Source organism: Prolixibacter sp. SD074, from assembly GCF_009617895.1.
Lineage (GTDB): Bacteria > Bacteroidota > Bacteroidia > Bacteroidales > Prolixibacteraceae > Prolixibacter.
In genome coordinates, this window is sequence record NZ_BLAW01000001.1 from 2476150 (window position 1) to 2491351 (window position 15202).

General features: G+C 45.0%; 14 protein-coding genes. 7 read left to right on the forward strand and 7 right to left on the reverse strand.

The features are described from left to right. Positions 1–164 precede the first annotated feature (164 nt). Positions 165–863: a hypothetical protein gene (locus GJU82_RS10690; protein WP_153632132.1), complete on the forward strand. Its 699-nt coding sequence runs from the start codon at positions 165–167 to the stop codon at positions 861–863. 55 nt (positions 864–918) lie between these two features. Here the strand turns inward: GJU82_RS10690 and GJU82_RS10695 are convergent, their stop codons facing one another. The 7 genes from GJU82_RS10695 to surE all read right to left on the reverse strand — a co-directional run bounded on the left by GJU82_RS10695 (position 919) and on the right by surE (position 8441). After that, the gene (locus GJU82_RS10695) at positions 919–1533 is read right to left on the reverse strand and encodes a fumarylacetoacetate hydrolase family protein (RefSeq protein ID WP_153632133.1); all 615 of its coding nucleotides are present in this window, start codon (positions 1531–1533) and stop codon (positions 919–921) included. A gap of 32 nt (positions 1534–1565) precedes the next feature. Then, positions 1566–2375: a 3'-5' exonuclease gene (locus tag GJU82_RS10700; RefSeq protein ID WP_153632134.1), complete on the reverse strand. Its 810-nt coding sequence runs from the start codon at positions 2373–2375 to the stop codon at positions 1566–1568. 78 nt (positions 2376–2453) lie between these two features. Continuing rightward, a complete protein-coding gene (gene dnaN / locus GJU82_RS10705; RefSeq protein ID WP_153632135.1) occupies positions 2454–3581 on the reverse strand; it encodes a DNA polymerase III subunit beta in 1128 nt (375 codons plus the stop codon). A 150-nt stretch (positions 3582–3731) separates the two neighbouring features. Continuing rightward, a complete protein-coding gene (gene gldG / locus GJU82_RS10710) occupies positions 3732–6149 on the reverse strand; it encodes a gliding motility-associated ABC transporter substrate-binding protein GldG (protein ID WP_153632136.1) in 2418 nt (805 codons plus the stop codon). A gap of 24 nt (positions 6150–6173) precedes the next feature. Beyond that, a complete protein-coding gene (lpxB, locus tag GJU82_RS10715) occupies positions 6174–7298 on the reverse strand; it encodes a lipid-A-disaccharide synthase (protein ID WP_153632137.1) in 1125 nt (374 codons plus the stop codon). Positions 7299–7362: 64 nt separating this feature from the next. Beyond that, complete coding sequence (locus GJU82_RS10720; protein WP_153632138.1) at positions 7363–7677, reverse strand: hypothetical protein; 315 nt, start codon at positions 7675–7677, stop codon at positions 7363–7365. 2 nt (positions 7678–7679) lie between these two features. Then, positions 7680–8441 (reverse strand): 5'/3'-nucleotidase SurE, encoded by a 762-nt coding sequence (gene surE / locus GJU82_RS10725; RefSeq protein WP_025864348.1) that lies wholly within the window; start codon positions 8439–8441, stop codon positions 7680–7682. 215 nt (positions 8442–8656) lie between these two features. Here surE and GJU82_RS10730 point away from each other — a divergent pair, with 215 nt between their 5' ends. From GJU82_RS10730 to GJU82_RS10755, 6 genes are all read left to right on the forward strand, one after another. Next, a complete protein-coding gene (locus GJU82_RS10730; RefSeq protein ID WP_228488666.1) occupies positions 8657–9796 on the forward strand; it encodes a glycosyltransferase in 1140 nt (379 codons plus the stop codon). Positions 9797–9799: 3 nt separating this feature from the next. Continuing rightward, entirely contained in the window at positions 9800–10822 is a 1023-nt protein-coding gene (locus GJU82_RS10735; RefSeq protein ID WP_153632140.1) for a dehydrogenase, read from the forward strand. Between the two features lie 19 nt (positions 10823–10841). Continuing rightward, the gene (locus GJU82_RS10740) at positions 10842–11420 is read left to right on the forward strand and encodes an SIS domain-containing protein (protein WP_153632141.1); all 579 of its coding nucleotides are present in this window, start codon (positions 10842–10844) and stop codon (positions 11418–11420) included. 51 nt (positions 11421–11471) lie between these two features. Then, positions 11472–12188: a nucleotidyltransferase family protein gene (locus GJU82_RS10745; protein ID WP_153632142.1), complete on the forward strand. Its 717-nt coding sequence runs from the start codon at positions 11472–11474 to the stop codon at positions 12186–12188. A gap of 254 nt (positions 12189–12442) precedes the next feature. Then, on the forward strand, positions 12443–14632 hold the full coding sequence (locus tag GJU82_RS10750) for a bifunctional (p)ppGpp synthetase/guanosine-3',5'-bis(diphosphate) 3'-pyrophosphohydrolase (RefSeq protein WP_153632143.1): 2190 nt from the start codon (positions 12443–12445) through the stop codon (positions 14630–14632). Positions 14633–14714: 82 nt separating this feature from the next. After that, entirely contained in the window at positions 14715–15161 is a 447-nt protein-coding gene (locus tag GJU82_RS10755; RefSeq protein ID WP_025864342.1) for a Fur family transcriptional regulator, read from the forward strand. Positions 15162–15202 lie beyond the last annotated feature (41 nt).

Sequence of the window (15202 nt, forward strand, 5' to 3'; positions counted from 1 at the left end):
TTCATATGGATCGGCTTCGTCTATCAAATGAACTAAAACCCGAACTAACAATGAAAAGAATTTGCCTCTTAGTATTCACTTGCGTTTTTATCTCTCACCTGTCAGCGCAAAATGTAAAAATCATTTCCGAAGGAATCACGCTCGACACTCTGAACGGAAGGGTTATGAGGGTAAGAAAAGGTCGCGTATTACGGATCGTCGACGGAGAGAATAAATTTTATCTGATTTCAAGAGACGGGAAATCATGGCTCCCCGGTGGCAGCGTGCTATTAACCAACAAACAGGGTCCACACATCGGGATAGCAGCAGTCAGCCGTCCGGAGATATCCAGTTATCAGAAAGGATACTTTGGAACGGTACAGGCTGGAATCTTGCTGGGAAACCGAAGTGAAAAAAACGATGCTCCCTTTAGCTTTAGTATTTTACAGGGATACCGTTTGAATGCATGGTTTGCCCCGGGATTTGAGACAGGAATCGATTTCTTCGACGACGGTGTTATGCCCCTGCATGCAACAGCCAGCTTCTTTTTCTCAACCGGACAGTTTACCCCCATCCTTAGCGTAAAAGGAGGTTGGAGTATACCGCTGGCGCGTGAAAAAGCTGTCAACACTTATTATTCCGACTTTTATTATAATAATTCTTACTACGGTGGACTGAAGCTGGAAACAAAAGGGGGAACCAGTTTGAATCCTGAGTTTTCCATCATGCGCATGATGAACAATGACGTGGGCTGGATTTTCAGTTGTGGCTATCGCTTTCAACGACTGACCTACCAACAGGGAGAAAAAGGCGACACCAATTATTACAAGAAAGAAAGGGATATCAACAGGTTATCGTTACGGGTTGGCCTGCTCTTCCGCTAACCATAAAAAGCCGGAATCAACTTGAATTCCGGCTCTTTTTGTACTGCCAAAGCAGTTATTTTATCTGGAAATCGAACATCTGCTTGTCACCGATAAAACCTTCCAATCGATCACCAATGGCCACCGCCCCAACGCCAGCAGGTGTTCCGGTATAAATCAGGTCACCCATTTTCAGCGTCATAAACCGGGAAACATAAGCGATAACCGTATCGATACTGAAAAGCATGTCCGATGAATTTCCATCCTGGACCACTTCGCCGTTCTTCTTCATCGAAAATGCAATGTTATTCACATCCCCTAATTCCGATTTGGGTAAAAATTCATTGCTTAGCACCGCCGATGAATCAAATCCTTTTGCCTTTTCCCATGGCAAACCTTTCGCCTTGCATTCACGCTGAATATCACGAGCCGTAAAATCTACACCCAATCCAATTTCATCGTAATACCGGTGGGCAAATTTTCCCTGGATGTTCTTCCCCAAACGCCCTATTTTTACCACAAGTTCCACTTCGTGGTGTATTTCATTGGAAAAATCAGGAATGTAAAAAGGACGGTTCCTCAACAAAAGTGCCGAGTCCGGCTTCATGAAGTAGACCGGTTCGGTAGGAACTTCATTCTTCAGTTCCTTAGTGTGTTCCGAGTAATTCCGCCCGATGCAAATGATTTTCATATGTTTTGTCGATTTAGCTAAAATTATCTGAATCAGCCATTGTTACTAAACGCCCGCAACCGAATAGCTGTCAACACTTTCTTCGTATACAACGGAAACTCTCCGTTCAACATCCATCCATAATAACCGGGTTCTTCCCTCAGCACCTGTTCGACGGGTTTCCCTTTGTGTTTTCCGAAATTGAAAACCTCAACGCCATCACTATTATACACAATGCGTCCGGCAAAATCTACATTCCTATCGAACGACGAAAACTCCGACAATTTATCCACATCATTTACCAGCGGACTAAACTTCTTGCCCCTGGCTTCTGCTTCTGCCGCCGAATAATGGTCAAGTTGTGATTTCAACACTTCGTATGTAGCAACGGTATCAACCATAGCACTGTGCGCATTTTCCAGCTCCTTGTTGCAATAAAACTCATATGCTGCACCCAGCGTACGTTTTTCCATTTTATGGAAGATAGTCTGAACATCAATGAATTTCCGTTTTTTTAAATCAATATCCACTTCTGCCCGAAGAAACTCTTCCGAAAGCAGCGGAATGTCAAAACGGTTAGAATTGAATCCGGCCAGGTCGCAGCCTTCTACAAATTTTGCCAGGATCTTGGCCACTTCCTTAAACGTCGGTGCATCTTTCACATCTTCATCTTTGATTCCGTGAATCGCGGATGACTGGGCCGGAATAGGCATTTCCGGATTAATCAACATCAATTTCTCCGCCTGTTTCCCGTCGGGAAGTATTTTAAGCAAGGCAATTTCGACAATCCGGTCGGTGACAATATTGATACCAGTGGTCTCCAGGTCGAGAAATACCAGCGGATTTTTCAAATTCAGTTCCATAAAACTACGTGTAACAAAAAACCTAACAGAAGCGGATTCTGCCAGGTTTATCTATGATTATTTCAACAAAAATCCCGTTTACGCATTGATCATCATCGGCATCAGAAGCATAAGCACATCTTCTTCTTCGATTTCTTTCTCTGCAGGCAGTAAAATTCCGGCTCTTGTCGGGTCAGAAAGTTCAACCTGAACTTCTGTAGAAGACAAATTGGAAAGAATTTCAAGAAGGAAAGTCGACTTAAAACCAATTTCCATTTCCTGGCCTTCGTACTGGCATTTGATTCGCTCAACAGCAGAAATTGCAAAATCAACGTCTTGTGCCGACACAACCATCTCAGTAGGCGTGAGGGCCAGTTTCACCAGGTTACTTGCCTGGTTCGAGAAAACCGATACACGCTTCAGTGTATTGTAAAACTCTACCCGGTCAACCGTCAGTTTGTTCGGATTATTCACCGGGATAACTGAATTGTAGGCCGGATAATTTCCTTCCACCAGACGGCAAACTACTTTGAACCCAGTCAGGCTGAAAAATGCATTCTTATCATCAAACGCGAGCGTTACATCAAAATCTTCGCGTGGCAGCAAATTCTTTAACAATGAAGCCGGTTTCTTAGGGAGAATGAAGGATGACTGAACATCGGCCCGGGCATCGCTCCGTTTGTAACGAACCAGTTTGTGTGCATCGGATGCTACAAATGTCAAATCATCTTCCGATAACTCAATGTAAATACCATTCATCACCGGACGCAACTCATCGTCTGCAGTAGCAAACAGGGCCTTATTAATTCCACTCAACAGCACATCATGCGGCATGTTTAGGCTGGTTGCCCCATCTCCAAGCTCCGGCAACTGCGGAAAATCGGTACCGTTTTGCCCGACAATCGAGAATTTACCGTTTTCGGAAAGAATCTCCACCGCCATGGTATCCATGTTAATATTAAAAGTCAGTGGCTGTTCGGGAAACTCTTTCAGGGTATCAATTAAAATCTTAGCCTGGATGGCAATATTTCCATCTCCCTCAGTATTTCCCAGCGAAAGTGTGGTAATAAGCGTTGTTTCCAAATCGGAAGCAGTAACCGTTAGGGTATTGCCCGCGAGTTGAAACAGGAAATTATCGAGGATAGGCAAGGTATTTTTATTGCTGATGACCCTGCTGATTGCATTAAGATGCCTCAGTAATTCGGTACTCGAAACGACAAATCTCATGGGTATTTATTCTTAGTTTTTAAACGATTCTCAATTACTTACCTTTCATTTGCGGCAGTCGATCCAGACAAAACTCATACATTACGAAGATACAAACATTCGCCTGCTTTGCCTACCTCGCAATATACGTTTTTCTTTCAATTTATTAACTTAATGTGCATAACGTTTTCGTCTGATAAAGTTGAAAACAACACCAAACAATAAGATAAACAGCACCGGCACAAGGAGGTTCAGTAATTGCCATTTCAATTTTTCTTCGCGTAGTTTCACCTTGTCCAACAGGCGCAGTTTTACCGTTCGGGTACGTAATTCCATCAGTCCCGAATCGTCGCATAAATACTGTACCGCATTCACAAAAAAAGCTTTATTTCCAAAAGTTTGTTTCGCATAACGATCGTATCCCAATGGTAAAATCTGAACACCCTTTGGCGTTTCATGCACCTTATTCGCAATCAGATGTCCATCCGAAAAAACCATCATCTTCGTCTGCGGACTTTCATATCGAGGTTTCAGTCCGGCCGGCAAATGCAATTCGCTTAACATCCGGTTTTTGAATACGGATGAAAACTTTCCTTCGACCAAAACACCTACCGGGATGTAATGCTGCGTGAAAAGTTCACGGGCCGGCGGTTGATTAATCATATCCAGGCTCACTTCCATAGGTGTTTCCGTTGTTCGGGCATACGCCGAAGAAGTCAGCAGCACTGTCTTTTTCACATCCTGGTTTTCACTAACCAGTTCGAGTGAGCTGACAAAATCCGCTATCAAACGATTCAGGTTTTTCCCTACCGGTGAATTCTGAGATGGCATCAGCAGTGGCGAGAAATACCAGGGCGCCGGTGTAAATTTGGGAGGTTGTCCGGTCAAAGCGGTATTCACCGGAATCATCCGGCACTGCACATCCTGCATCAAATCGTGATTGAGCCGAACACCGTAATGAAACAATTGATCCTGCAAATTCAGGTTTCGTGAAAACGCCAGCGTCATCATGCCCTCGGATAGACTATCCATGCTTACCTGCACCGGATCGATAAGCCACATCAACCGGCCACCTTTCATGGCGTATTGATCGAGAACAAATTTGTCCCTTTCAGGGAAAGCTTTTCCCGGGCCGGCAACAATCACTGCACGGAAACTATCCGGTGCCGCCAGCAAGTCATCGGGTGTGATTCGGACGACATCGTAATTCTCACTCAATGCATTGGAGAAATCCTTTACCTGCCATTTACTCAGTTCATGATGGCCGGTCAGGAAAGCCACTTTTTGCTTTTTGTGCTGCATCAGCACGCGGAAAGCACGGGCAAATTGGTACTCCAGTAGTTCAGTTGAGCGATTCAGGTTTTCCTCAGCCGGCAACGAAGGATCATTCTGCAGAAAATTTACCACCACTTCACGCCCATGAAGCCGGATAACTGCCGATGGAAAAATAAGCCGGGTAGAAGTTCCCTGATCGGTTTTAATGCGCAAGTCTGTCGGTTTCAGACCTTCATCAATCAATGAATCAAAATATCCTTTGCGTTGCGAAGGTTTCACATCCTGGTAAGGATCGATGAACTGAACGTGGACCGGAACCCCGGCATACACCTTCATATCGAGCAATTTTTCCTTCACGGCCCCAGCGAGCTTCCGAAACCCTGCCGGCAACATATCTCCCTTTAGATAAACATTCACAATAGCTGGTTGGTCAACCTCTTCCATGATTTCACGGGTCTGCTCAGCCAGGGTGAAACGCTTCTCCGCAGTAAAGTCAATACGGAAAAAATGATTCGTCATCAGTATGGCTGCAAATGTGGCCGCCACAACGTAAATTCCCAAACGGGAAATGGCTTGCTTTTTCGAATAACGCTTCCAAAAGAGCGAAATCTGCGTTAGCAATAAAAACAAGCCAACCATCACCAGGAAATAATACAAATCGCGGGAATCGAGGACACCACGGCTCACCGACTCGTAATGTCGATTAATCCCCAACGACGAAAGGGTTTCGGCAACCCCGGAAGGGATGGGCAAACCTGCCACAAAATCAAATCCGGTGTACCAGAAAAATGACAAAAACAACGACAGGATAAAAGCCACAATCTGGTTATCTGTCAGAGAGGAGGCAAAAAGCCCGATGGAAAGATAAATAGCCGCCAAAAAGAAAAGCCCCAGGTAACTTCCCCAGGTGGCACCGGTATCGATGCTTCCTACAGGATTTCCTAATTGGTATACCGAGAAAAAATAGAGCAGGGTAGGCAATAACGAAAGAGCAACGACGACCAACGCTGCCAAATACTTCGCCCCAACTAACTGAAATGAAGAAAGCGGTCGGGTGAGCAATAGCTGCAAGGTCCCCGTGCGCTTTTCATCGGCAAACATCCGCATGGTAACCGCCGGAATCAGGAACAAATACACCCACGGAGCCATGGAAAAAAGTCCATCCAACGTGGCATAACCACTATCCGGAATGTTGTAATTCCCATTGAAGGCCCAAAGAAATAAACCAGTGGAAAGCAGAAAAACGGCAATCACCAGGTAACCGATCAGCGAACCGAAAAACTGGTTGATTTCCTTTCTGAACAGACTGTACATATATGGCAATATTTTTCGAATGAATTATTTCAACAGCTCAACTATCTGTTTGGCAGCCCGCGCAGCACATCCGGGTTCTCCTAAACGTTGGCGCATTTCATCATAACCAGCCAACATTTTATCCCGGTAAGGTTTGTTGTCAAGAATTTGCTTCAATTCCGTGCTTACCGTATCGACGGTACAATGGTCCTGGAACAACTCCGTCACAATTTCCTGTCCCACAATCAGGTTGACCAACGAAAAATAAGGAATCTTCAGCAAAAACGGCCTTCCCCAGCGGGCAATTTTCCCCATCTCCATTTTATAACAAACCACCTGGGGAATATTCAAGATTGCTGTCTCAAGGGTCGCCGTTCCAGAGGTCACTAACGCCGCCGCTGACTGTTGCAGCAATTCGTAGGTTTGATTGAAGACAACCGGTATATCTCTGCCCTTCAAAACCTGACGGTAGAATTCCTCCGTCTGCGAAGGCGCACCGGCCAGCACAAATTCGTATTCAGGAAAACGGGCAGCGGCATCCGTCATCACCGGGAGAATATTGTTGATTTCCTGTTTCCTGCTTCCGGCAAGCAACGCTATTAACGGTTTCCCGGAAAGATGATTTCGTGAAACAAAAGCGTCAAATGGCTCATCCTGGTTGGGACGCACGGCCAGTTCGTCAACCGTGGGGTTGCCCACATACCGGACCGGATAGTCATATTGGGCATAGAACTCTGTTTCGAAAGGAAAGATCGTAAACATCTCATCGATGAACTTCTTCACCTTCTTAACACGTTTGGTCTTCCACGCCCATATTTTAGGAGAGATATAATAGTAGGTACGAATACTGTGCTTTTTGGCAAATTTAGCCATACGCAGATTAAAACCCGGGTAATCGACTAAAATCAATACATCGGGTTTCCAGGCCAGCAACTCTTTTTCAGCCAACTGGAAGTTTGCTTTAACCTTATCCAGATTTCTCACTACCGTGATGAACCCCATGTAAGCCATTTCACTATAGTGTTTCAACAACCTGCCACCTTCGGCTTCCATCAAATCGCCACCGAAATAGCGGAATTCAGCTTGCGAATCCTCATTTTTCAGTTCACGCATCAGATGCGAGGCATGTAAATCGCCCGATGCTTCACCGGCAATGAAAAAATACTTCACGCGTAGGAAAATTTATAGTTAGGGCAATCGAATTAAATTCCGAATGAATATTCGATAAAATCGTTTATAACAGCTTGACGATAAATGCTACGACCACATATATAATGGTTGCTAATAATACGCCACGTCCCGAACGTAAACGATTTCCCCGGACAAACAACATGAAGAGTCCCATGTTGGGAAAAACGGCCAGGCTCAACACATGAATAATCGTATCCGCCACCAACAAATGGCGGATAAATGTGGAAAAGGGCATATAGCCAAACCGAAATAAATAGTAAAGCATAAAAAACACTAAAGGCATCAGCGCGCCAGCCAGCGTGCCCAACCAAATGTTATTCTGCTTCTTCGGCTGCTTTTGTTGTTCCTGATTTTCCATGATTAAAATTTCCAGGTTTTCATATGCTGAAAGGCCTGATAAGCCGTCAAATCGATAGTAACCGGTACCACCGAAACATATCCGTTTTTCAGGGCAAAATCGTCTGTGTCGCGAGCTTCCGCCTCAGCGTTATTGAAATAACCAGTCAGCCAGTAGTAGCTTCGTCCATGCGGATCGGTTCTGTGTTCGAACTCCTCTTCCCATTTACCCCGCGTTTGACGGCAAAAATTAATGCCTTTCACGTCGCCTTTCGGGATGTTCACATTCAGGCAAACGCCATCGGGCAGGCCATGCTCAACCACCACCTGAAAGATGCGGGCAACGGCCATTTTAGAGCGGCCAAAATCAGCATCTGTATCGTAGTCATTTAGCGAAAAGCCGATAGATGGAATTCCATGAATGCAACCTTCGATAGCGCCGCCCATCGTTCCCGAATAAAGAATAGAAACCGAGCTGTTGGCGCCATGGTTAATACCGGAAATAACAAAATCGGGTAAACGATCGAGCAACTGGTTACAGGCCAGTTTCACGCAATCAACCGGCGTTCCGGTACATGAATAGATGGTTAAACCGTCTTCTTCCTCAAGCTTATTCACACGCAAAGGCCGATCCACCGTAATGGCATGCGACATTCCGGATCGAGGACTGTCGGGGGCCACGACAACAATATCGCCGAAAAGGCGCATTACTTCAGTAACCTCCTTTAAACCTTTGGCATAAACACCATCATCATTAGTGAGTAATATCAGTGGTCGTTCGTTCATTTTCCGAATTTTTCCATTTTTCAACAAGAAAACAAAGATAATCGTTCACGGCTAACAACTACCATCCGACCGAAAAAGTTACGTGATTTCTTATGCAGTTAACTTCAGATAAACTTCAGCCCGTTAGGTATGATTCTCGGGAATTATCGGTTGAATCTTATTTCTGTTTTGGCATCATGCTGAAAATCGTACTTTTGTTTGTAAATTTTCATGTGTTGAAGAAAAAAGTCGTCATTATCGGAACCGCATGGCCGTTCAGAGGCGGACTGGCCGCATACAACGAGCGTCTTGCCCGTGAATTTCAGTCCGCTGGATACGAGGTTCGCATCGAAACGTTTACCCTGCAGTATCCCAACTTTCTTTTCCCTGGGAAAACTCAATATGCAGATTGGGAAGCACCGGCAGATATCAATATCCAGGCCACGGTTAATTCCATTAATCCGCTCAACTGGTTAAAAGTAGGCAACCGCATCCGGAAAGAAGCTCCCGACATTGTTATTTTTAAGTACTGGCTGCCCTTTATGGCGCCCTGCTTTGGCACCATTGGCCGGAGAGTTCGGAAGAACAAAAAAACAAAGGTAATTGCAATTGCCGACAATATCATTCCGCACGAACCACGTCCGGGAGATAAACCATTCACGCATTTCTTCACCAAGGCAGTTGATGGATTTGTGGCCATGTCGAAGAGTGTTTTCAACGACATTGCAAAATTCGACCGGAACAAACCCCGGGGCCTTTGCCCTCATCCGCTTTTCGATAATTTCGGAGCTCCGCTTTCGCGGGAAGAAGCCATCAAATCGCTGGAGTTGGATCCTAATTTTCGATACCTTCTTTTCTTTGGCTTTATTCGTGATTACAAAGGACTCGACTGGCTATTGGAAGCTTTTGCAGATGAAAGGCTACGAAAATTCCCGGTCAGACTACTGGTTGCCGGAGAATTTTACTCTCCCCCTGATAGTTATCTAAAGCTTATTGAAAAACTTCAACTGAATGAAAATCTCATTCTTCATACGGATTTCATCGCTGACAGTGAAGTTGCAAAATATTTTAGCGTGGCAGATATGATCGTTCAACCGTACAAGTCGGCTACGCAAAGTGGCGTGACACAAATCGGCTACCACTTCGAGAAGCCCATGCTGGTAACCGATGTGGGGGGTTTGTCCGAAATTATTCCTGACCAAAAAGTGGGCTACGTGGTGCAACCAAATGTGAAAGCCATTGCCGATGCGCTGGTTGATTTTTATGAAAATAGCCGTCAGTCAGAATTTGAAGAACAAGTTAAAGAAGAGAAGAAAAAATATTCATGGAAGCGGATGGTGGGAATCATCAGCGAAGTTTATCAACAAATCGTTTAGCGTATGATCATCCGAAGTAAAGCCCCGTTGCGTATTGGGCTGGCCGGTGGCGGCTCCGATGTTTCGCCTTACTCCGACCTGTACGGCGGCGCCATCCTGAATGCCACCATCAGCATGTACGCCTATGCCACCATCGAACCCCGGAACGACGGGAAGATTGTTCTGAATGCTATCGATAAAGGTGAATATCTCACCTTAACTTCTATAAAGCAATTGAGCATCGATGGCCGGCTCGATTTGCTGAAAGGCATTTACAACCGGGTCGTGCGCGACTTCAGCAAAGAGCCACTATCATTTACCCTCACCACTTTCGTGGATGCACCTCCCGGTTCAGGTTTGGGCTCCTCTTCAACATTGGTAGCAGCCGTTCTCGGGGCTTTCACCGAATGGTTAAAACTTCCGCTTGGCGAATACGACATTGCCCAACTGGCCTATGCCATCGAACGTGTCGACTTAAATCAGGCGGGAGGAAAGCAGGACCAGTATGCCGCAACCTTTGGCGGGGTAAACTTTATGGAGTTTTACAAAGAAGACAAGGTCATTGTCAATCCATTGCGTATCAGTCAGCGGGTATTGGACGAACTGGCTTTCAATCTTGTCCTTTACTATACCGAAACAAGTCGCTTATCTTCGACCATCATCGAGCAGCAGCGGGAAAATGTAACCAAAAACAATATCTCTTCCATCGAAGCCATGCACAACATTAAGCGACAGGCCATTTTGATGAAGGAAGCGTTATTGAAAAGCAATTTGGATCAGGTGGGTAAGATTCTCGATTTTGGATGGCAGAACAAGAAAAAAATGGCGGAAGGGATTTCCAATCCGCAAATTGACGAAATTTACGCCACTGCATTAAAGGCAGGAGCTACCGGGGGAAAAATCTCGGGAGCCGGTGGTGGTGGATTTATGTTTTTTTATTGTCCGGGAAACACACGCTACCAGGTAGTGGAGCGCCTGCTTAAATTTGGTGGACAGGTAAAACGGTATGGTTTTACCAAACACGGCCTGAGTACCTGGACCAGTTAAACAGTACGCAATTTAAATCATGATACGAAAACGCATAACCGAAGCATTAGAAGTAAAACAGCGCATCCTGAAAAATGATCAGCTGCTTGCCAAAATAGAACTGGCTGCTGCGTTGATTACCCGTACCTACCGGGAAGGAGGAAAAGTTCTTTTCTGTGGAAACGGCGGAAGCGCTGCCGATGCGCAACACCTGGCTGCCGAACTCTCCGGCCGGTTTTATCTCGACCGCGAACCACTCGATGCAGAAGCCTGCCATGTGAATACGTCGTTTTTAACAGCTGTCGCCAATGATTACGATTTTGCATCAAGCTATGCCCGATACGTTAAAGCAAGCGGGAGAAAAGGCGATGTGCTGGTAGGCATTTCCACCAGTGGGAACTCGGAAAATATCGTGAAGGCGATGGAAACTGCGCAAAGCAAAAGTATGCACACCATAGCGATGACGGGCGAAAACGGCGGAAAACTGAAAGCGCTGGCTAATATCTTACTCAATGTTCCTTCAACCGATACGCCACGCATTCAGGAAGCCCACATACTGATGGGACATATTTTCTGCGAAATCGTAGAAAATAACCTGTTTGGTCAACCAGGTAATTAATTCGTATGTTATGCGTTATATCAATGTATAACCGTAACACCAGGCAAAGAAATGAAAACCGTTGAAGCCATTATATTAGCCGGCGGGTTGGGTACCCGCCTTCAGGATGTTGTTTACGATATGCCCAAACCCATGGCCGCGATAAACGGCAAACCGTTCCTCTCCTATCTTCTGAATGAACTGTCATTACAGGGGGTTGAGCGAGCCATTTTGTCGGTAGGATACAAATACAAAATGATTGAAGCCTATTTCGGACACCGTTATGCCGGAATGGAACTAAAATATGCCATCGAGCCCGAACCGCTTGGAACCGGTGGCGGAATAAAACTGGCAATGAACCACGTGAAAGGAGAACGGGTCTTTCTTCTCAACGGAGATACGTTTTTCAAAGTACCGCTGTCTGAATTGGAAACTTTTCACCTGAACGGCAACTTTGCTTTAACGTTGGCAGTGAAAGAATTGATCGATTTTGATCGGTACGGATGCGTGGAAATCAGTGGTGGGAAAATTCGGGCATTCCACGAAAAACAAAAGGTAGAGCAGGGCTTTATTAATGGCGGCGTTTACCTGATGGAAAAAGATATCCTGCTGAAAGGAAATTATCCGAACAAATTTTCATTTGAAAAGGACTTCCTGGAAAAACAGATTCAGCCTGGACAAATTTCCTGCGGAGCTTTTCCGGCCAACGGGTATTTTCTGGATATCGGTATCCCGGAAACCTACGAGCAGGCGCAAAATGACTTTCGCCGGCTGGACAGTGGCGAATAGATGAAAATTCACCATCCCGCAACATTGATCCTGAAACAAAACAAACTTTCGCGCTGTTTCACCGAGAAACAACCTTTCGGCAATCACCCGGAATTACATTTTGGCAAAAATTTGCAGGATTTCTGATCCATATATTCGCTTCACGCGAAGCGAAGAGTAAATTATAATCTGCAGGAATGAAATATTTAACCGGTAAAAATTTATTTTTACCAATTCGAAATAGCTGGCCATAAAAATTTTTAAACAGCGAATGAATGGGTTTACAGACCGAAGCCGAAAAACGATACATCCAGGATCTCTTCGACGATTTGTTAAAATCGTTCAACCGTCCAATGACCGACGAGGCAAAGGCTCTTATTATTAAGGCCTTTAACTTCGCGAACAAGGCTCATATGGGTGTACGCCGGAAGTCGGGGGAGCCCTATATTCTCCATCCCATCGCGGTAGCTAAAATAGTAACCAGTGAAATTGGCCTTGGAGCCAAATCCGCAACAGCCGCCATCCTGCACGACGTCGTAGAAGATACCGACTACTCGCTTCAGGACATCGAAAATATGTTCGGTACGAAAGTAGCCAACCTGGTAGATGGATTGACCAAGCTTTCGGGAACCTTCGATTCCAAACAGGCGGTCAATTTCCGGAAAATGCTGCTCACATTGTCAGACGACGTACGCGTGATTCTAATCAAACTGGCCGATCGGTTGCACAATATGCGTACCCTCGATTCGATGCCCCGGAACAAACAGCTGAAAATTGCCGGTGAAACCTTGTACGTATTTGCCCCGCTGGCTCATCGTTTGGGACTTTACTCCATCAAAACAGAGCTGGAAGATCTGAGCCTTCGATACAAACATCCGGAAGCTTACCAGCAGATTGACCTGCAGCTGCACAACCAGGAAGAGCGCATCAATTATTTGGTGCATGTATTTGCCAAGCCCATCCAAAAGAAACTATACGAGGAGAAATTTGATTTCACCATTAGCGGGCGGCCGAAATCCATCTATTCCATCTGGAATAAGATGCAAACCAAGAAAGTCTCCTTCTCCGAAATTTATGACCTCCTCGCCATACGCATCGTATTTAAACCCAAACCCGGCCTTTCCGAAAAACGACAATGTTTCGATATCCTCTCCCTCATTACCGATATTTACAAACCAAAACCCGACCGAATTCGTGACTGGATTACCATTCCCAAGGCAAATGGTTACGAAGCGCTACACGTTACCGTGATGGGGCCGGAAGGGCAATGGGTAGAAGTGCAGATTCGGACCGAACGGATGGACGAAATTGCCGAACGTGGTTTTGCAGCCCACTACAAATACAAAGGCGATAATACTGCAGAAAGCGAAATTGACCGCTGGCTGGAAAAAATTCGGGAACTATTACAAAATCCGGAATCGGATGCGCTCGATTTTCTCGATGAGTTTAAACTCAATCTTTATTCTCAGGAGATCATCATCTTCACGCCGAAAGGCGATATGAAAATGATGCCCAAGGATACAACCGTTCTCGATTTTGCTTACGATATCCATACCGAACTGGGAAACAAATGCATCGGGGCCAAGGTAAATCACCAATTGGTACCCATGAGCCATGTGCTCAGCAGTGGCGATCAGGTAGAAATCCTCACGTCCGACAAACAGCACCCCAAACCGTCGTGGCTGGAAATTGCCGTCACTGCGCGCGCCAAATCCAAAATCAAGGATTCATTCAAACAAGAGCAAAAAAAACACATCGAAAACGGACAGGGAATTTTACGCGACGAACTGGGAAAACTAAACGTGCTTCCATCGGCCAATACCTTGAAAAAGCTCATTAACCACTTTGGTTTACACACCAAGGAACAGCTATATGCCGAGATTGGGATGGGGCTTTTGAAACTGGATAAACTGGAAGAGATTCTGCAAAAAAAGTCGGAAAACAAGTTTGTCAAATTCTGGAAATTAACCTTTTCGTCTAAGAAAAAATCAACCGGTCCGGTGATCGACAAGAAGAAACCCTTCCTTCTGGAGGAAGATCCGGAACAGAATAACTATATACTAGCAACCGACTGCAATCCGATCCCTGGCGATGATGTGGTTGGCTACATAGCCGACAGCGGAAATATTTTAATCCACAAAAAAACCTGCCCGGAGGCTATCAAACTCATGTCGAGCCAGGGGGACAACATTCTTGAGGCTAAATGGACCCGTTTTAAAGTGCTCTCCTATCTTTCCCATATTTACATCAGGGGATTTGACCGACAGGGAATGGTCAACCAGATTACCAATGTGATTTCCAATGAATATGGGATCAATATGCGTTCCATAAATTTTGACACACACGATGGTGTTTTCGAAGGGAACCTCTATCTTTACGTCCATCATACAGAAGACCTGGAAAACCTGCTTTCGAAGCTAAAAGAGATTAAGGGAATTGACTCGGTTGAACGAAAAGAGCTTTAATTTTAAAAATAGGCTCCTAAAATTTATACTTGTTTGAATTAAATTTTATATTTTTACCCCTCTATTTAAACTTGGTTTAAGTATGAATAATCCACAGAAAACCAAAGAAACAGTAAAAAATATTTTTACGGAGTACCTTGAAAAAAAAGGTCACCGTAAAACACCTGAGAGGTTTGCCATTCTGGATGAAATTTATTCCCGGGAAGGACATTTCGACATTGAGTCACTATACATCTCGATGAAGAATAAAAACTATCGGGTGAGCCGTGCTACGCTCTATAATACGATCGAATTACTTCTCGATTGCAAACTAGTTGTTAAGCATCAGTTTGGAAAGAACATTGCGCAATTCGAGAAAACATTCGCATCCTCGCAGCACGATCATCTGATTGACCTTAAAACAGGGGAAGTAATGGAATTTTACGACCCGCGGATTCGTGAAATAATTGAAGAAGCTTGCAAAACGCACAATTTCAAGTTGTCTCACCACTCGCTTTACCTGTATGGTGAGCGCACTGATAACGATTGATTTTATTGACGCAAATAGTTTCATTATCAATACCAGGTCCC